At 35.8% G+C, this 12,877-nt stretch carries 19 protein-coding genes; 15 read left to right on the forward strand and 4 right to left on the reverse strand.

Features of this window, described 5'->3' with window-relative positions; translation table 11 throughout:
* The first annotated feature begins 1 nt into the window (after position 1).
* The 3 genes from CRO00_RS08320 to CRO00_RS08330 all read left to right on the forward strand — a co-directional run bounded on the left by CRO00_RS08320 (position 2) and on the right by CRO00_RS08330 (position 1,828).
* Complete coding sequence (locus CRO00_RS08320; RefSeq protein WP_097073218.1) at positions 2-208, forward strand: copper ion binding protein; 207 nt, start codon at positions 2-4, stop codon at positions 206-208.
* A gap of 56 nt (positions 209-264) precedes the next feature.
* On the forward strand, positions 265-864 hold the full coding sequence (locus CRO00_RS08325) for a short chain dehydrogenase (protein WP_097073219.1): 600 nt from the start codon (positions 265-267) through the stop codon (positions 862-864).
* A gap of 124 nt (positions 865-988) precedes the next feature.
* Complete coding sequence (locus CRO00_RS08330) at positions 989-1,828, forward strand: phosphotransferase family protein (RefSeq protein ID WP_097073220.1); 840 nt, start codon at positions 989-991, stop codon at positions 1,826-1,828.
* A gap of 55 nt (positions 1,829-1,883) precedes the next feature.
* Here CRO00_RS08330 and CRO00_RS08335 read toward each other — a convergent pair whose 3' ends face one another.
* Entirely contained in the window at positions 1,884-2,240 is a 357-nt protein-coding gene (locus tag CRO00_RS08335; protein WP_097073221.1) for a response regulator, read from the reverse strand.
* A gap of 16 nt (positions 2,241-2,256) precedes the next feature.
* Complete coding sequence (locus CRO00_RS08340) at positions 2,257-2,649, reverse strand: DUF3888 domain-containing protein (RefSeq protein WP_161946642.1); 393 nt, start codon at positions 2,647-2,649, stop codon at positions 2,257-2,259.
* Positions 2,650-2,815: 166 nt separating this feature from the next.
* On the opposite strand from CRO00_RS08340, the gene CRO00_RS08345 reads away from it, so the two are divergent.
* From CRO00_RS08345 to CRO00_RS08355, 3 genes are all read left to right on the forward strand, one after another.
* Positions 2,816-3,718, forward strand: coding sequence for a PhzF family phenazine biosynthesis isomerase (locus CRO00_RS08345; RefSeq protein ID WP_097073223.1), 903 nt, complete (start codon positions 2,816-2,818; stop codon positions 3,716-3,718).
* An 83-nt stretch (positions 3,719-3,801) separates the two neighbouring features.
* Complete coding sequence (locus CRO00_RS08350; RefSeq protein ID WP_237658358.1) at positions 3,802-4,455, forward strand: LbetaH domain-containing protein; 654 nt, start codon at positions 3,802-3,804, stop codon at positions 4,453-4,455.
* Positions 4,456-4,894: 439 nt separating this feature from the next.
* A complete protein-coding gene (locus tag CRO00_RS08355) occupies positions 4,895-5,134 on the forward strand; it encodes a hypothetical protein (RefSeq protein WP_097073225.1) in 240 nt (79 codons plus the stop codon).
* 172 nt (positions 5,135-5,306) lie between these two features.
* Here CRO00_RS08355 and CRO00_RS08360 read toward each other — a convergent pair whose 3' ends face one another.
* Positions 5,307-5,729 (reverse strand): SRPBCC family protein, encoded by a 423-nt coding sequence (locus CRO00_RS08360; protein ID WP_419865866.1) that lies wholly within the window; start codon positions 5,727-5,729, stop codon positions 5,307-5,309.
* 456 nt (positions 5,730-6,185) lie between these two features.
* On the opposite strand from CRO00_RS08360, the gene CRO00_RS08365 reads away from it, so the two are divergent.
* The 4 genes from CRO00_RS08365 to CRO00_RS08380 all read left to right on the forward strand — a co-directional run bounded on the left by CRO00_RS08365 (position 6,186) and on the right by CRO00_RS08380 (position 8,159).
* On the forward strand, positions 6,186-6,635 hold the full coding sequence (locus CRO00_RS08365; protein ID WP_097073227.1) for a GNAT family N-acetyltransferase: 450 nt from the start codon (positions 6,186-6,188) through the stop codon (positions 6,633-6,635).
* 64 nt (positions 6,636-6,699) lie between these two features.
* Positions 6,700-6,990: an RNA polymerase alpha subunit C-terminal domain-containing protein gene (locus CRO00_RS08370; protein ID WP_097073228.1), complete on the forward strand. Its 291-nt coding sequence runs from the start codon at positions 6,700-6,702 to the stop codon at positions 6,988-6,990.
* 17 nt (positions 6,991-7,007) lie between these two features.
* Positions 7,008-7,511: an SRPBCC family protein gene (locus CRO00_RS08375; RefSeq protein ID WP_097073229.1), complete on the forward strand. Its 504-nt coding sequence runs from the start codon at positions 7,008-7,010 to the stop codon at positions 7,509-7,511.
* A gap of 123 nt (positions 7,512-7,634) precedes the next feature.
* Entirely contained in the window at positions 7,635-8,159 is a 525-nt protein-coding gene (locus CRO00_RS08380; RefSeq protein ID WP_097073230.1) for a DinB family protein, read from the forward strand.
* A gap of 140 nt (positions 8,160-8,299) precedes the next feature.
* On the opposite strand, the gene CRO00_RS08385 is transcribed toward CRO00_RS08380, so the two are convergent.
* Positions 8,300-8,863 (reverse strand): LOG family protein, encoded by a 564-nt coding sequence (locus tag CRO00_RS08385; protein WP_097073231.1) that lies wholly within the window; start codon positions 8,861-8,863, stop codon positions 8,300-8,302.
* A 52-nt stretch (positions 8,864-8,915) separates the two neighbouring features.
* Between CRO00_RS08385 and CRO00_RS08390 the strand changes: the two genes are divergently transcribed.
* From CRO00_RS08390 to CRO00_RS08410, 5 genes are all read left to right on the forward strand, one after another.
* Positions 8,916-9,230: a MazG nucleotide pyrophosphohydrolase domain-containing protein gene (locus tag CRO00_RS08390; protein ID WP_097073232.1), complete on the forward strand. Its 315-nt coding sequence runs from the start codon at positions 8,916-8,918 to the stop codon at positions 9,228-9,230.
* Positions 9,231-9,414: 184 nt separating this feature from the next.
* On the forward strand, positions 9,415-10,113 hold the full coding sequence (locus CRO00_RS08395) for a carboxymuconolactone decarboxylase family protein (protein ID WP_237658359.1): 699 nt from the start codon (positions 9,415-9,417) through the stop codon (positions 10,111-10,113).
* 178 nt (positions 10,114-10,291) lie between these two features.
* Positions 10,292-11,173, forward strand: coding sequence for a DUF4145 domain-containing protein (locus tag CRO00_RS08400; RefSeq protein WP_097073234.1), 882 nt, complete (start codon positions 10,292-10,294; stop codon positions 11,171-11,173).
* 80 nt (positions 11,174-11,253) lie between these two features.
* Positions 11,254-11,676 carry a GIY-YIG nuclease family protein gene (locus tag CRO00_RS08405; RefSeq protein WP_097073235.1) on the forward strand — a complete coding sequence of 141 codons (423 nt, stop codon included), beginning with the start codon at positions 11,254-11,256 and terminating at the stop codon, positions 11,674-11,676.
* Between the two features lie 404 nt (positions 11,677-12,080).
* Positions 12,081-12,857: a M15 family metallopeptidase gene (locus CRO00_RS08410; RefSeq protein WP_097073236.1), complete on the forward strand. Its 777-nt coding sequence runs from the start codon at positions 12,081-12,083 to the stop codon at positions 12,855-12,857.
* The last annotated feature ends 20 nt before the right edge of the window (positions 12,858-12,877 follow it).

Below are 12,877 nucleotides of genomic sequence, written 5' to 3' on the forward strand. Positions count from 1 at the left end.
TATGAAAAAAATTACATTCAATGTGATGGGCATGAGATGTGGCGGTTGTGTTAATTCAATTCAAGGTAGTGTTGGGAAATTGCAAGGTGTAGCGGAAGTGAAAGTGCATTTGTCAGAAGGTAATGTGGATGTACTATTTGATTCAGACCAAATCACGGTAGAGGAAATTAAAACAACGATTGAAAACAAAGGATATCACGTAGAGTAAAAAAATAGAAGGGTGCACAAAAAACACCCTTCTTTATCCAAATTGGGGGATTAAAAATGAAAATTCTTTTAATCGGTGCTACAGGGACAATTGGAAGTGCGGTTTATAGCGAATTGTCATCTCGTCATGAAATTATTACAGCAGGTCGAAATGGAGCAGACATTCCTGTTGATATTACTTCTCCTGAAAGCATTGTGAAAATGTACGAAGCAGTAGGTATGGTAGATGCAGTAATTAATACAGCGGGCAATACGTTCTTTGGAAGCTTTTCAGAACTAACTTTAGAAAATAATGAAATTGCTCTACAAAGTAAATTAAAAGGCCAAATCAATTTAGTGCTACTTGGACGGAATTATGTCAATGACCACGGTAGCTTTACGTTAACAACAGGTATTACAATGGATGATCCTATAGTAGGTGGAGTATCAGCTGCTATGGCTTGTGGTGCAATAAGTGCTTTTGTTAAATCGGCAGCCCTTGAAATGCCTCGAGGGATTCGTATAAACAATATAAGCCCAACTGTTTTAGAAGAATCTATAGACATTTATGAACCGTATTTTCCTGGTTTTGTACCTGTCCCTGGTAGTAAGGTGGCAAGTGCTTTTCGAAAAAGTGTAGAGGGAGCACAAACAGGTCAGACTTATAGGGTTTATTAAAACTATATACATTTTAAACTAGCGGAAATATTGAAAAGACCAGGGTTTATTGCCTTGGTCTTATTTCATTGAGTTGCAATTTATATTAAATTGGTAATGAGAAGAGTAAATTGGATGTGATGACATGAATGAACAATCGATAACAGAGCATTTAAAAAAATACGGTGATATCGAACTTTTACGTTTAACAGGCGGGTATACAAATCAAACCTATTTATTAAAGGGAACGAATCCACCAAAAGTGGTGAAGGTAGCAAACACGGTGAATAAGGATATTGTAAACGAAATGAATTGTATGAAGATTACCCAACATACGGGAATCGTTCCTAAACTTTACGATTTTTTCGAACATAAGGATCATCAATTCGTCGTGTTAGAATTCCGTGAAGGGATAAACGGCCAATCCATATTAGATAACCATGACCTAGAAAGAGCTAAAGTTTTATTTACCTGTTTAGGGGAAGCTCTTTCTACAAAAATTCATTCCATAAAATATCATTCTATTTCGTATGATGTAAAGAAATGGAATTTACACGAATTAAACTTTGATTTAGATTTTGTCCCAGCAGAACTTCAACAAAAATCCAAAATGCTTGTAAATGCTATAAACGATCAAAAAGAAGATTGGGTGTTAACCCACGGAGATTACGGAGTTCATAATGTGTTATTCACAGATCATAACAGCCTAACCGTTTTAGATTGGGAATGGGCAGAATGGGCAAATCCACTAACCGATGTAGGATGGGTTTGCTGGTTTACAAAATTGCATTATCCTGAATATGCGAATCTTTTATCTTCATTATTTATTAGCGCATATGAAAAAAATAATCCAATTGAACATGAAAAATTAAAACCTTACTGTGTTTATAAAGTTTGGACAATATTAAACAAAGTTAGAAGTTCATCGATAGAAGTACAACAGGAATGGGTTAGACGTCTAAAATGGACAATAGAAATTTTTTGAGGGTGGTGCACAAAAAATTAATATCTTTCAAACATCTATTCATCAGCGTACCGTTTTAAATAAACTTTCTTAGGATCGGAATCAAATTATGAAAGTGCGGCTTGACTATAAAATCTTTAGCACCAGATTGTATCGCTTCAGTAACTAACATTTTTGACCCAAGAGATGTGCACATGATGATGGTCGCTTGTGAATCGATTTTGATAATTTCTTTGAGTGACTCAATTCCACTAAGTTTTGGCATCGTAATATCCATCAAAACTACGTGCGGTGAAAACTTTGTATACATCTCGATGGCTTCTTTTCCATTGGCAGCTTCAATAAATTGAATATCAATCTGTTCACTGATTGTTTTCTTCAACCACGTTCGCATAAAGAGGGAGTCATCAACGAGTAAAATTAATTTTTCCATTTCCTAAATACCAATCCTATCTTTTTTTCAAATCTTGCAAATGTGGTGGAAGCTCAACATCCTCTAGATGCTTAAAATCTGTCAGTTCAACTTCAGATGACGTAATCGAAAAAGTGAGCTGGTCTTTTCCTACTGGGTTGTGAGCACCAAATACTGGCGTCACCTCAATTACAACTGAAAACATAAATCCCCGATAACCATTCGTTCTTTCCATCTTCAAAATGTTGATTTGATATGGATACACTAAAGGACTTTCGATGTAAGAATCTGAATAGAATTTGGAAACTGCTTTTTGAACATCGGGTAGCAAGAGCGAAAAAAACATGTCCATCACAAGCTCTTCTTTAGACTCTTTTGGGGGCTGGTAAAAGTCCGATTCAGCGTGTGTTATATGTGATGACGTTAGCATTATCAAGGAAAATAGGATTAGCATACATTTTTTCATGAACATAACACCTTTTTAAATTCTAGTTTGTTCAGAAAAGGTGATTTTTTTCATGTTAATTCTTACATACATAAACAAGCACTTTTGGTAAAATAAGTGAGACGATCATAATCCATTGGGGGAAGTAATTGTGAAATCTATACCGGTTTATCATATTGAAGCGTTTAGTAAAGAGCCGAATAAAGGGAATCCTGCAGGGGTAGTTTTTCATGCAGACCATTTAACGGAAAAAGAAATGCAAGAAATCGCTCTCAGAGTTGGATTTAATGAAACCGCATTTGCACTGCAATCCGAAGTAGCTGACTTTCGAATCCGTTATTTTACGCCGGGCCACGAAACAAACCTTTGTGGGCATGCAACAATGGCGACAGTTTGTGGGTTACAGACAAAAGGGTTATTAGGCGAAAAAAGGGAATTCACCATTGAAACGAAAGCTGGAATTTTGCCGATAAAAATTACAACAGGTTCAGAAAATGAAATACTCATTACGATGAAACACGCTTCTCCACAATTTGAAGAGTTCAAAGGTTCAAGAAAAGATTTAGCGAATTCAATCGGCCTAGAAGAAACGGATCTTCATGAGGATTTACCAATTGTATACGGAAGCACAGGAGCTTGGACATTATTAGTTCCAATCCAAGGACTCCATGCTTTTAATAAAATGGAACCAGATATTAAACAATTTCCTGGTATTTTGAAAGAAATGCCAACATCATCGGTTCATCCGTTTTGCTTAGAAACTTATGATGTGAATGCAGATATGCATGCCAGACATTTTTCCTCGCCATACTCAGGGACACTAGAAGATCCGGTGACAGGAACGGCTTCGGGAGTTATGGGTGCATTTTTTGCTCGCTACATTCAAAATGATAATTTTAATGAGCTTAATCTTATTGTAGAGCAAGGGCATGAAATCGGAAAAGATGGACGGGTACTGGTACATATTTCGAAAAACACGGATACGTATGATGTTGAAATCACGGGGACCGCTGTTTATGTGAAGCGTTTCGAAGTTACGATAGAAGGGGAGTAGCTGTTTTTAAAATTGTCCATTCCTCCTTTCTTCTTTTTGCATAATATAATGTTATGCCATTAGATTGTGAAGGAGGTTTTTACTTGGAAAAAGGAACGAACTCCCACTGTTTCGAACCATTTATTAGTCCCAACCCGATTACACCATCAAATCCTGTTCAACGCTTTCCAAAAATACATCAAACCGCATTTATAAGCCAGTTTTCCAGTGTAATCGGGGATGTGACAATAAGTAACAATGTTTTTGTAGCCCCAAATGTTAGTATACGCGCGGATGAAGGAACGCCATTTTATATAGGGTCGAATACCAATCTCCAAGACGGTGTCATTTTGCATGGATTATTAAATAGAAAAATTTCACTTGGAAACAAAAAGTATTCGATATTTATTGGAAATGAAGTGTCTGTAGCGCATGGTGCCCTTGTCCATGGTCCATGTTATATCGGGGACAAAGTATTTGTTGGGTTTAATGCGATTGTTTATAATGCCATTGTTGGGGAAGGATCATTTATCTCGACGAATGCGGTGGTCACAAATGGCGTTCGAATTGCACCGAACCGATTCGTCCCACCAGGAGCGAATATTGATTCTCAAGAAAAAGCGGATGCACTTTCCCCAATTCCAGGAGATAGTGAGGAATTTGCAGCTCAAGTTCAACGGGTCAATCAAGAATTCCCCGCATCCTATCATCTATCATTTGGAAAAAATCGCTGCTCCTGTGGGGTTGCTTATGATTAATTTGCGAAGCTGTCAATAGAGGCAGCTTTTTTTCATTTCTACTAATGCGATTTTGATGAAAATATTTAGCCATTCAGAAGTTGTTAATTAAGAAAATAATAGAATTGCTCTTAATATCATTTTTTATATTAACTTTATAACTGGTCTTATTTAATTTACCTATGCTTATCTTTTTTATCTTGTGATATGAAATTAGTAAAACCGCATTTCACTGGTGCGGTTTTTTTATTTATGGAAGGAAAATACATAACCGGGTTGAAAAAAAGGAGGTACTACAATTACGCTTTATATGGAGTGATGAAGGATGGGAGCAGGTACAACAATGGGGCTAAATTATGAAACAATCGTTAAAAAATTTGTTAAAGTATAGATAAAAGTGGGAGGAATTGTATTTTACTAAAGAGGTAGTTTAAATACATGATGAGGTGATGAGTAATTTATGGATTATTTTGAGAGGTATGTTGTTGAACTAGAAGATGGAACATTTGCGTTATGGGGGCAATTTGTGGAAGGAGATGAACAAAGTTTACTTGCTATGGAAAATTTTTGTGATGCAACTTTATTTCGCAAAGAGTTTGCAGAAATGAAAATTCAGCAAATCAATAAAGGTGTTTGGAGATTTCTTGGTGATGCAAAAAAGGCAATAGGTATCCGTAAAGTTGAACTAAAAATAGTTTAAATTAAATTTTTAAAGTTCTTTTAAACATTTTTGTTCCTCACAAACGGCCCCTTCCTCGAATAAGGAAAGTACTTTTAAATTATAGTGGACTAAAAGGATAATAGATTAAGAATGTAGCATTTCTGTGGATATTGAATAACCACAGAAATGCCATCTTTATTAAACATCAAGTTTATTTATTTGTTTGTTCAGCGTATTGTTTAAAATTATCTAATATTGCTTGCCATCCTTGTTGTTGAAACTCGGGTGGGTGTGTCGTTTCAGCGTCAAAAGTTTCAATTACTTTGGTTTCATTTCCTTGGCCGATAAACGTAACTTTTACTTTTCTGCTATCTTCCATTGTATAAGAAATAACCTCATGTAATTTCACTTCATCGTAAATTCCACCAAAATCGAATCCCATACTGCCATCTTTCGCTTCCATTCTTGAAACGAATTTTCCACCTACGCGTAAATCATTTTCAGCAAATGTTGTGTGCCAATCATCTGTAGCATGGTTCCATTTCGTCATATGCGCAGGCTCTGTCCAATATTCCCATACCTTCTCCACTGGTGCCTGAACAGTTGTTTCTACTGTAACTTCCTTAAATTCCACCATTTCTCCCCCCAACCTTTAGCGATTTATTTCCTATGTTTAATATACAGCATTAGCCTAAATTTAGCATTCATTGTATGTTAAAAAATACAACATTTGACATTGGAGAAACATGCATGTGAAGTAAAATAAGGGATAGAGAATGAACGTATTCTTGAGCTAATAGGGTAAGAGGAACTGATTTTTAAAAAATGGATGTCCATGGGAAGGAGTAGCAAGAATCGATAGAAGTGTTAGCCGTACACCACATACGCTAGAGTAAAAGTGGCCTAATGAAATGAACGCCAAAACTCTGTGAGAAATTGTTCGTAGTGACCTTCATGAGCACGATGAACGTCAAATCACCGCGGAAAAGTATTTGTAGTGACCCTCATAAGGATACAGATGTTATTGTTAAAGTAATTCGAATTCACATAACAATTGAGTTTAATAACAAAATGAAATAGAGGGGTTGCCATGATTAAACAAATTGATATTCGAGATAGAAAAAGCGCAGAAAATGTATTAAATATTCAGATCCCATCTTATAAAGTAGAGGCAGAAATAATTGGTTCATATGATATACCGCCATTAAAAGATACAGTTGATACTTTGTTAGGATGCGGAGAAACATTCTTTGGCTATTACCAAGATGAAGAGCTATGCGGAGTGGTATCAATAAAGGAAGAGAACGATGAAGTTGATATCTATAGGCTAATTGTTCACCCAACCCATTTCAGAAAAGGAATAGCACAGAGGCTTTTAAATTTCATTGTAAGTTCTTGTGAGGCTGGTACTATAAAAGTAGCGACAGGTTCGAAAAATACCCCTGCAGTTCATTTTTATGAAAAAAATGGATTTGAAAAAGTTAAAGAAGTTATAGTCGGTAAAGGACTAGCTCTAACCTATTTTGAAAAGAAACTGTGACTTTAATGACAAGTGTACAATGAAACAATCCATATGATACCTAGAAATTCGTAGGAGGGGTATTTTGAAAGCTGACAAAAGTTTAAGAGTTTGTGAAAAAGGGCACAAGTATTATAAAAGTAGTGATTGTACAAGTTGCCCTATATGTAATCAAGAAAATAGACCAGATCATGGCTTCCTATCGAAACTTAGCTCACCTGCTAGAAATACCTTAGTTCGTGAAGGGATTGACACTTTGCAGAAACTCTCAAAATACACGGAAAAAGAAATTTTAAAACTACATGGAATTGGACCAACTTCCTTACCGCTTATGAGATCTTCATTAGAAGAAGAGGGTTTATCATTTAAAGAATAATGGAGGTATTTTTTTTGATGGGAAATTATTCAACAATAACTTTAACGATGAAAAGAGAATTTGATGTAGCACCTGAAAAAGTTTTTGATGCATGGATTAACCCTGAAATGATGAGAAAATGGTTGTTCACATTGGAAGGGACAAATAAGGTAGCACAAAATACCCCTCAAGTAGGCGGTACGTGGGAAATTGTTGACCATCGCGGGGGGAAAGATTATCGTGCCATTGGGGAGTACTTAGAAATGGATCCCCCCAAAAAACTTGTGTTCACTTTTAAAATGCCAGAATTAAGCGGAAACGATTTAGCCGATACAATTACAGTTGAGTTAAAAAAACTTCAGCAAACTAGTGAGATGACATTCACACAAGTGATTCATGTGATGCATGAAGAAAATTGGACAGAATCCGATATCGAAAAAGCTCATATTGAATGGCGTGATAGTACGGAACAAGGTTGGCATTATATGTTTATGGGGCTTAAGGAATTATTGGAGACAGGTAAAATTAGCTACACAGGGTAATTGCTATAAATCAGAGCACATTTCCACACACTGGATTTGTACTTTTTCTTATGAACGGTCCGAATTTTCATAGAGTCGTCATCATAAAAATGGGTGTGCATCATTATAGGAAGGGGTTGCAGTATGCAGTTTAATATGAAAGAAACTATCGAAGTGCTAGAACGAACACCGCAGACACTAGAGTATTTTTTATCTGGTCTTTCAGAAAGTTGGCTCCATTGTAATGAAGGTGAAGCAACTTGGAATGCAGTTGAAGTGATAGAGCATCTCATTGAGGGAGAGAAAAACAATTGGATACCAAGGCTAGAGTTCATGCTTCAGGAAGGTTGCAATCGACCATTTCCTCCATTTGATCGGTACGCCCATCTAAATGTTCAGTCTCAAACATCAATTGAACAAAAGTTGCAGGAGTTTAAAACTATCAGAATGCAAAATATTAATAAACTAAACAATCTGATTGAACCTAATCTTCATCTCAAGTTAAAAGGTTCGCACCCGGCATTTGGTACAGTGAAAGTAAGCGAATTACTTTCAACCTGGGTTGTTCATGATTTCACACATATTGCCCAAATTGTAAGGGTTATGGCTGAGAGATACCGAGCTGACGTGGGTCCTTGGAAAGACTATTTAGGTATTTTGAAAAATTAGGCGTAGATTGAAATGGTATATAGCAACTAGGCGCATTTTACGAATAAGGGATGCGTCTGATTTGGCTAGTTAGCATATGCGAACATTGGGGACAAAGCAGCCCATTTCTATTAAAAATAGTTAAATGGGCTGTTTACTATCTATTTATATGTTCTTACTGATAGTGGTGTATAATCCATAATATACTCTTCAATTTCAATGAATGAGTCGGTAAATAACATCGCTTTTTTATCGGCTTCCGTTAAAAATCCGTTGTCTACCATATCCTCATAAAAGTCTTTTAATTTATCATAATACCCACCTATATTAAACAAAATACATGGATTTTGATGTTGGCCGATTCTTGCCCATGAAATAACTTCTGAAATTTCTTCCAACGTCCCTGGACCACCTGGTAATGCAATATAACAATCTCCTAATTCAATCATCTTATTTTTACGTTCAGACATCGAGTTTACTATTTCTAAACGCGTTAAATTTGGATGACTTAGCTCGCGATCTACTAAAAATGTTGGAATAATTCCAATAACTTCCCCATTATGTAGTAGAACCTCATCAGCAATAACACCCATTAAGCCAGCCTTTCCACCACCATATATTAATGTATGACCATTATCCGCAATCCACTTACCAAGTGATTTTGCTGCCTCTACATATAATTCGTTATTACCTAAACTCGCACCACAATACACTGAAATGTTCAAATTTTCTTCCCCCTTTATGCTATTATTATAGAAAAAAAAGGAGTCGATTGCATTGAATATTTTAGAATATCAAAAATGGATTACAGATTTTTATAAAACGCGCGGCTGGTATGATTTAGATGCGTTTATACGTGTCAACTTTTTAACAGAAGAAGTTGGGGAAGTATCAAAAGCAATCCGTACAATCGAAATTGGTCGAGATCGCCCAGATGAAGTTAATCTATCGAAAGAACAACAAGTTGAGAACTTAAAAGAAGAACTTGGTGATGTGTTGGATAATTTATTTATTTTAGCTGATAAATACGAGATTGATTTGACAGAAATTATGGAAAGCCATAAAGAGAAACTAACAAATCGCTATAAATAATACATACGTGAATATTCTATTTTCTTTATTAGGCATTCCTAGATTTGAAGATATTAAACGAAGATAATAAAGTATAAAAAGCTTGTAAAAAAAACTTCAAATTTCTTAATTTTCAATTTATATTCTTTCCCATTTATGGTAAATTAAGTACTAGCAAGTAAGTACATCTCATGCAAATACACCCATGGATAAAGCAATAAACTACTTTAAAATTGGGGGAGAAAAAATGAGTCAAGCAAGTCTTTACAAAAAATCTTATTTTGATCTTTTAGGGGAATTTAGTGAATTGGCGCCCGATGCATTTAAAGCATTTGTTGCATTTGACAAAAAGGCGTTAGCTGCAGGGGAATTACCAGTGAAATTAAAAGAGTTAATTGCCGTTGCTGTCGCACACACAACAGGCTGTCCGTATTGCATTGATGTTCATACAAAAGCAGTAAAAAAAGCAGAAGCCACAAAGGAAGAAGTCGCAGAGGCTATCATGGTGGCGACGGCTTTAAAAGCGGGTTCAGCTTTAGCTCATGGTGTTAATGCGCTGAATACGTATGATGAAAGCGCTGACGACGAATTGTATAAAGCGGAATATTTTAAACGATTAGGCGAATTTTCAAAGCTTAACGGTGATTGCTTCGAAGCATTTATCGCCTTTGACCAGCAAGCACTAAAAGCAGGATTCTTAAGCGTCAAGGAAAAGGAGCTTATCGCGGTGGCAGTGGCGCATACAACAGGGTGCCCGTACTGCATCGACCTACACACAAAGAACGCCAAAAAAGCGGACGCGTCCAAGGAAGAAATCGCAGAAGCTATTCTAGTTGCAACGGCATTAAAAGCAGGCTCAGCACTCGCGCATGGGGTGAATGCGTTACTGGCGTATGATAAATAAATATAATCTAGCGTCTTCCATAATGGGGGACGCAATTTCTTTCTTGCAACCATCTAATCAAAAATAAATGGTAAACTTATAGATGAGTGATTGAAAGGAAGTCGAAAGTGAATGAAGTCTAGTATATTTAATTTTCTTGGGGATTTTTCGAGCACGCTAAAAGAGTTGGCATTTAAGTGTGGAGGACCTTTTATGGGAACAACCCCAAGCAGCCGTGATGAATGCGCGTTTGTTTGGAGAAACATTAGTAAACATGATTTTTGAGCAAGAAAATATGAATGAAGTGTACCCGCTGAAACAGTGGGAGAAGATTAATCGATTGTATAACCATGACATTATTCAAGATGACATGTTTAAAAGATTCGAATACATACGAAAAAACGGCAATATTGCAGTGCATCAAATTACCGATTTGGATCTAGAAGTAGCAAAACAAGCCCATCAGTTCATTTTTGATCTGGGGGTTTGGTATACGGAAGTATATTTCAGCTATGAATTTACAGCCCCTGTATACGAATTGCCCGCTAAACAAATACAAGAGCCTCAGATTTTTCAGGAATGGATGGAAGAACATCAGAAGAAGATCGCCGAAATTGAAAAACAACTAGAAGAACTAAAACTAGAGAAACAACAAATTTCAGGCAAAGAAGAGAACAAAATTAAAACTCAAAAAGCTCCTAAAGATGAACGAACGGTCCCGCTAGAACAATTTAAAGATACATTTAAAAAAGCAAATTTCGATTGGAAGAAGACAACGAAAAAAGCTGCCGAATTCAAACATATGGAGTTTGAGGAAAGAGATGCAGAGGCATATGTCTATCTAATCGATAATGTAATGCCTACAATCGTTGTTCATCCGACGTTGATTGCAAAGGAACCGGAGCTTGAAGAAATGGCATCGGACCCAATGAAAAGCACGGCATTAACAAAGTTTCCAAAAAAGATTGAGGAGAACACAATGAAATCGAATTTTGGCCATCCTTTTACATTTCAAACGAATGGCGATCTAGAAGCAATATTACTTCGAATTGGTGAAGTCCTACAAGCTAGAACTCAGTAATCGCGCGGCGTTTCTACAATAAGTGGAGGCGCTTTTTACTATCAGGCGTGGCATAGTAATAAAAGGTAGGGGGAGATAAAATGATGAGAAAGGAAATTGAAGAGTTATTAAAGAAAGAGGGTTATTACCCTTTAACAACCTCATTATGGAACTCATTTAATTTTGAACAAACTAGACCAAATAATTGCCAAGAGTTTGAAAACAATATAAATATTATTGAATCTCATTTGCAGAATCAAAAAGGTGTATATGTATATGAAAACGCTTCAAAAGAAATTGTTTATATAGGTAAAGGAAAACCAATAAAAAAGCGAATAAAAAGTCATTATAATAAACTATTAAAAGAAAAAGATGCTGATAATAGAGATACATTTTTCATAAATAATCAAGGTACTATGAAAATATATTGGAAAGAAATTGAAGAAGACGATGAGAGAGAAGTGATAGAACATTTACTTTCGTATTTGGTTAAGCCAAAATATAAAAAATGGAGGGCGATATAATTTGTTCACTTAACTAAGATTCGAAAATAATATAACTGTGATTTTAATAAATTATCAACCCACATTACTATATCGCAACAGGATACTACGGGGGATGTAATTTCGATATTGTTTTGGTTTAATTACTATAGTTTTATTTTTATAGAAAAGGCAACTTCTTCCTAAAGGATGACCAAAATGCAGTAAGATGAATTTATTATGAGTTACTTTTTTTCAAGAATTACATTGTGCTTTTTCCATTTGATTATGAAAAAAGAATATCAACACATAGAAAATATGAGTAACCAATTCATCTCAAAGTTACCCTCCCCATATACAAATTAAGAAAACCTTAAGATTTCCCCTATGTATTTCTTAAACTCTCTTCCTTAATCTAGGTATTGACTAGAAAAGGGGAGAGCATTTTGAAAAAAATAATGGTTGCAGCACTTATCATCTTATTAAGTTATTTCTTCTTTTTTGAGGAATCTCCAACTTTAGAGAAGGAACTTTCGATACATGACAATTCCATTCATACTGGTAGATTAATATTAATCAATAAGGAAACAAAACTTCAACAGGATCCAACGAACTTAACGGTGATTCCAACCACTTTTGCAAGTAATGTACTCGTGGATACTGAATATTATCTTGAACAGGATATCTTAGAACCTTTACAACAAATGTTTAACGCAGCTGAAATCGATGGCATCCATCATTTTAGAATCAACAGTGCTTATCGTAGTGAACAATTACAACTGCAGTTATATGAGGAAAATGGCAGCGATTATGCTCAACCTCCAGGATTCAGTGAGCATCAGACAGGGCTTGCTGTAGATATTGGCTCGACTCAAGGAACAATGGAGAATGCACCTGAAGCGGCATGGCTTGCAAAAAACGCTGCCAACTTCGGCTTTATTTTACGCTATCCTGCAAATAAAGTGCATGTGACGGGGATTTCATTTGAACCTTGGCATTACCGTTACGTAGGTTTGCCACACAGTATTATCATGCAGGAGAGGGACCTTACTTTAGAAGAATATCTTGAGTTTTTAAAACAAGAAAAAGAATACGCTCAACAGGTAAATGGTGTCAATTATTTCATTCAATATGTGGAAGAATTAGAGAATCCCGATACCAATTATTTTGACATATCAGGGGACAATCAAAATGGCTATATCCTTACATCTGTAGTGAAATAAAAAACGAATTCCAGCCATTG

The sequence above is a fragment of the Ureibacillus xyleni genome, assembly GCF_900217795.1.
Classification (GTDB): Bacteria; Bacillota; Bacilli; order Bacillales_A; family Planococcaceae; genus Ureibacillus; species Ureibacillus xyleni.

Coding starts and splice junctions, on each gene's coding strand:
- CRO00_RS08320 (WP_097073218.1), top strand. CDS start 2: ATGAAAAAAATTACATTCAATGTGATGGGCATGAGATGTGGCGGTTGT.
- CRO00_RS08365 (WP_097073227.1), top strand. CDS start 6,186: ATGATTAAACAAATTGATATTCGAGATAGAAAAAGCGCAGAAAATGTA.
- CRO00_RS08375 (WP_097073229.1), top strand. CDS start 7,008: ATGGGAAATTATTCAACAATAACTTTAACGATGAAAAGAGAATTTGAT.
- CRO00_RS08340 (WP_161946642.1), bottom strand. CDS start 2,649: ATGCTAACGTCATCACATATAACACACGCTGAATCGGACTTTTACCAG.
- CRO00_RS08335 (WP_097073221.1), bottom strand. CDS start 2,240: ATGGAAAAATTAATTTTACTCGTTGATGACTCCCTCTTTATGCGAACG.
- CRO00_RS08380 (WP_097073230.1), top strand. CDS start 7,635: ATGCAGTTTAATATGAAAGAAACTATCGAAGTGCTAGAACGAACACCG.
- CRO00_RS08355 (WP_097073225.1), top strand. CDS start 4,895: ATGGATTATTTTGAGAGGTATGTTGTTGAACTAGAAGATGGAACATTT.
- CRO00_RS08395 (WP_237658359.1), top strand. CDS start 9,415: ATGGATAAAGCAATAAACTACTTTAAAATTGGGGGAGAAAAAATGAGT.
- CRO00_RS08405 (WP_097073235.1), top strand. CDS start 11,254: ATGATGAGAAAGGAAATTGAAGAGTTATTAAAGAAAGAGGGTTATTAC.
- CRO00_RS08325 (WP_097073219.1), top strand. CDS start 265: ATGAAAATTCTTTTAATCGGTGCTACAGGGACAATTGGAAGTGCGGTT.
- CRO00_RS08330 (WP_097073220.1), top strand. CDS start 989: ATGAATGAACAATCGATAACAGAGCATTTAAAAAAATACGGTGATATC.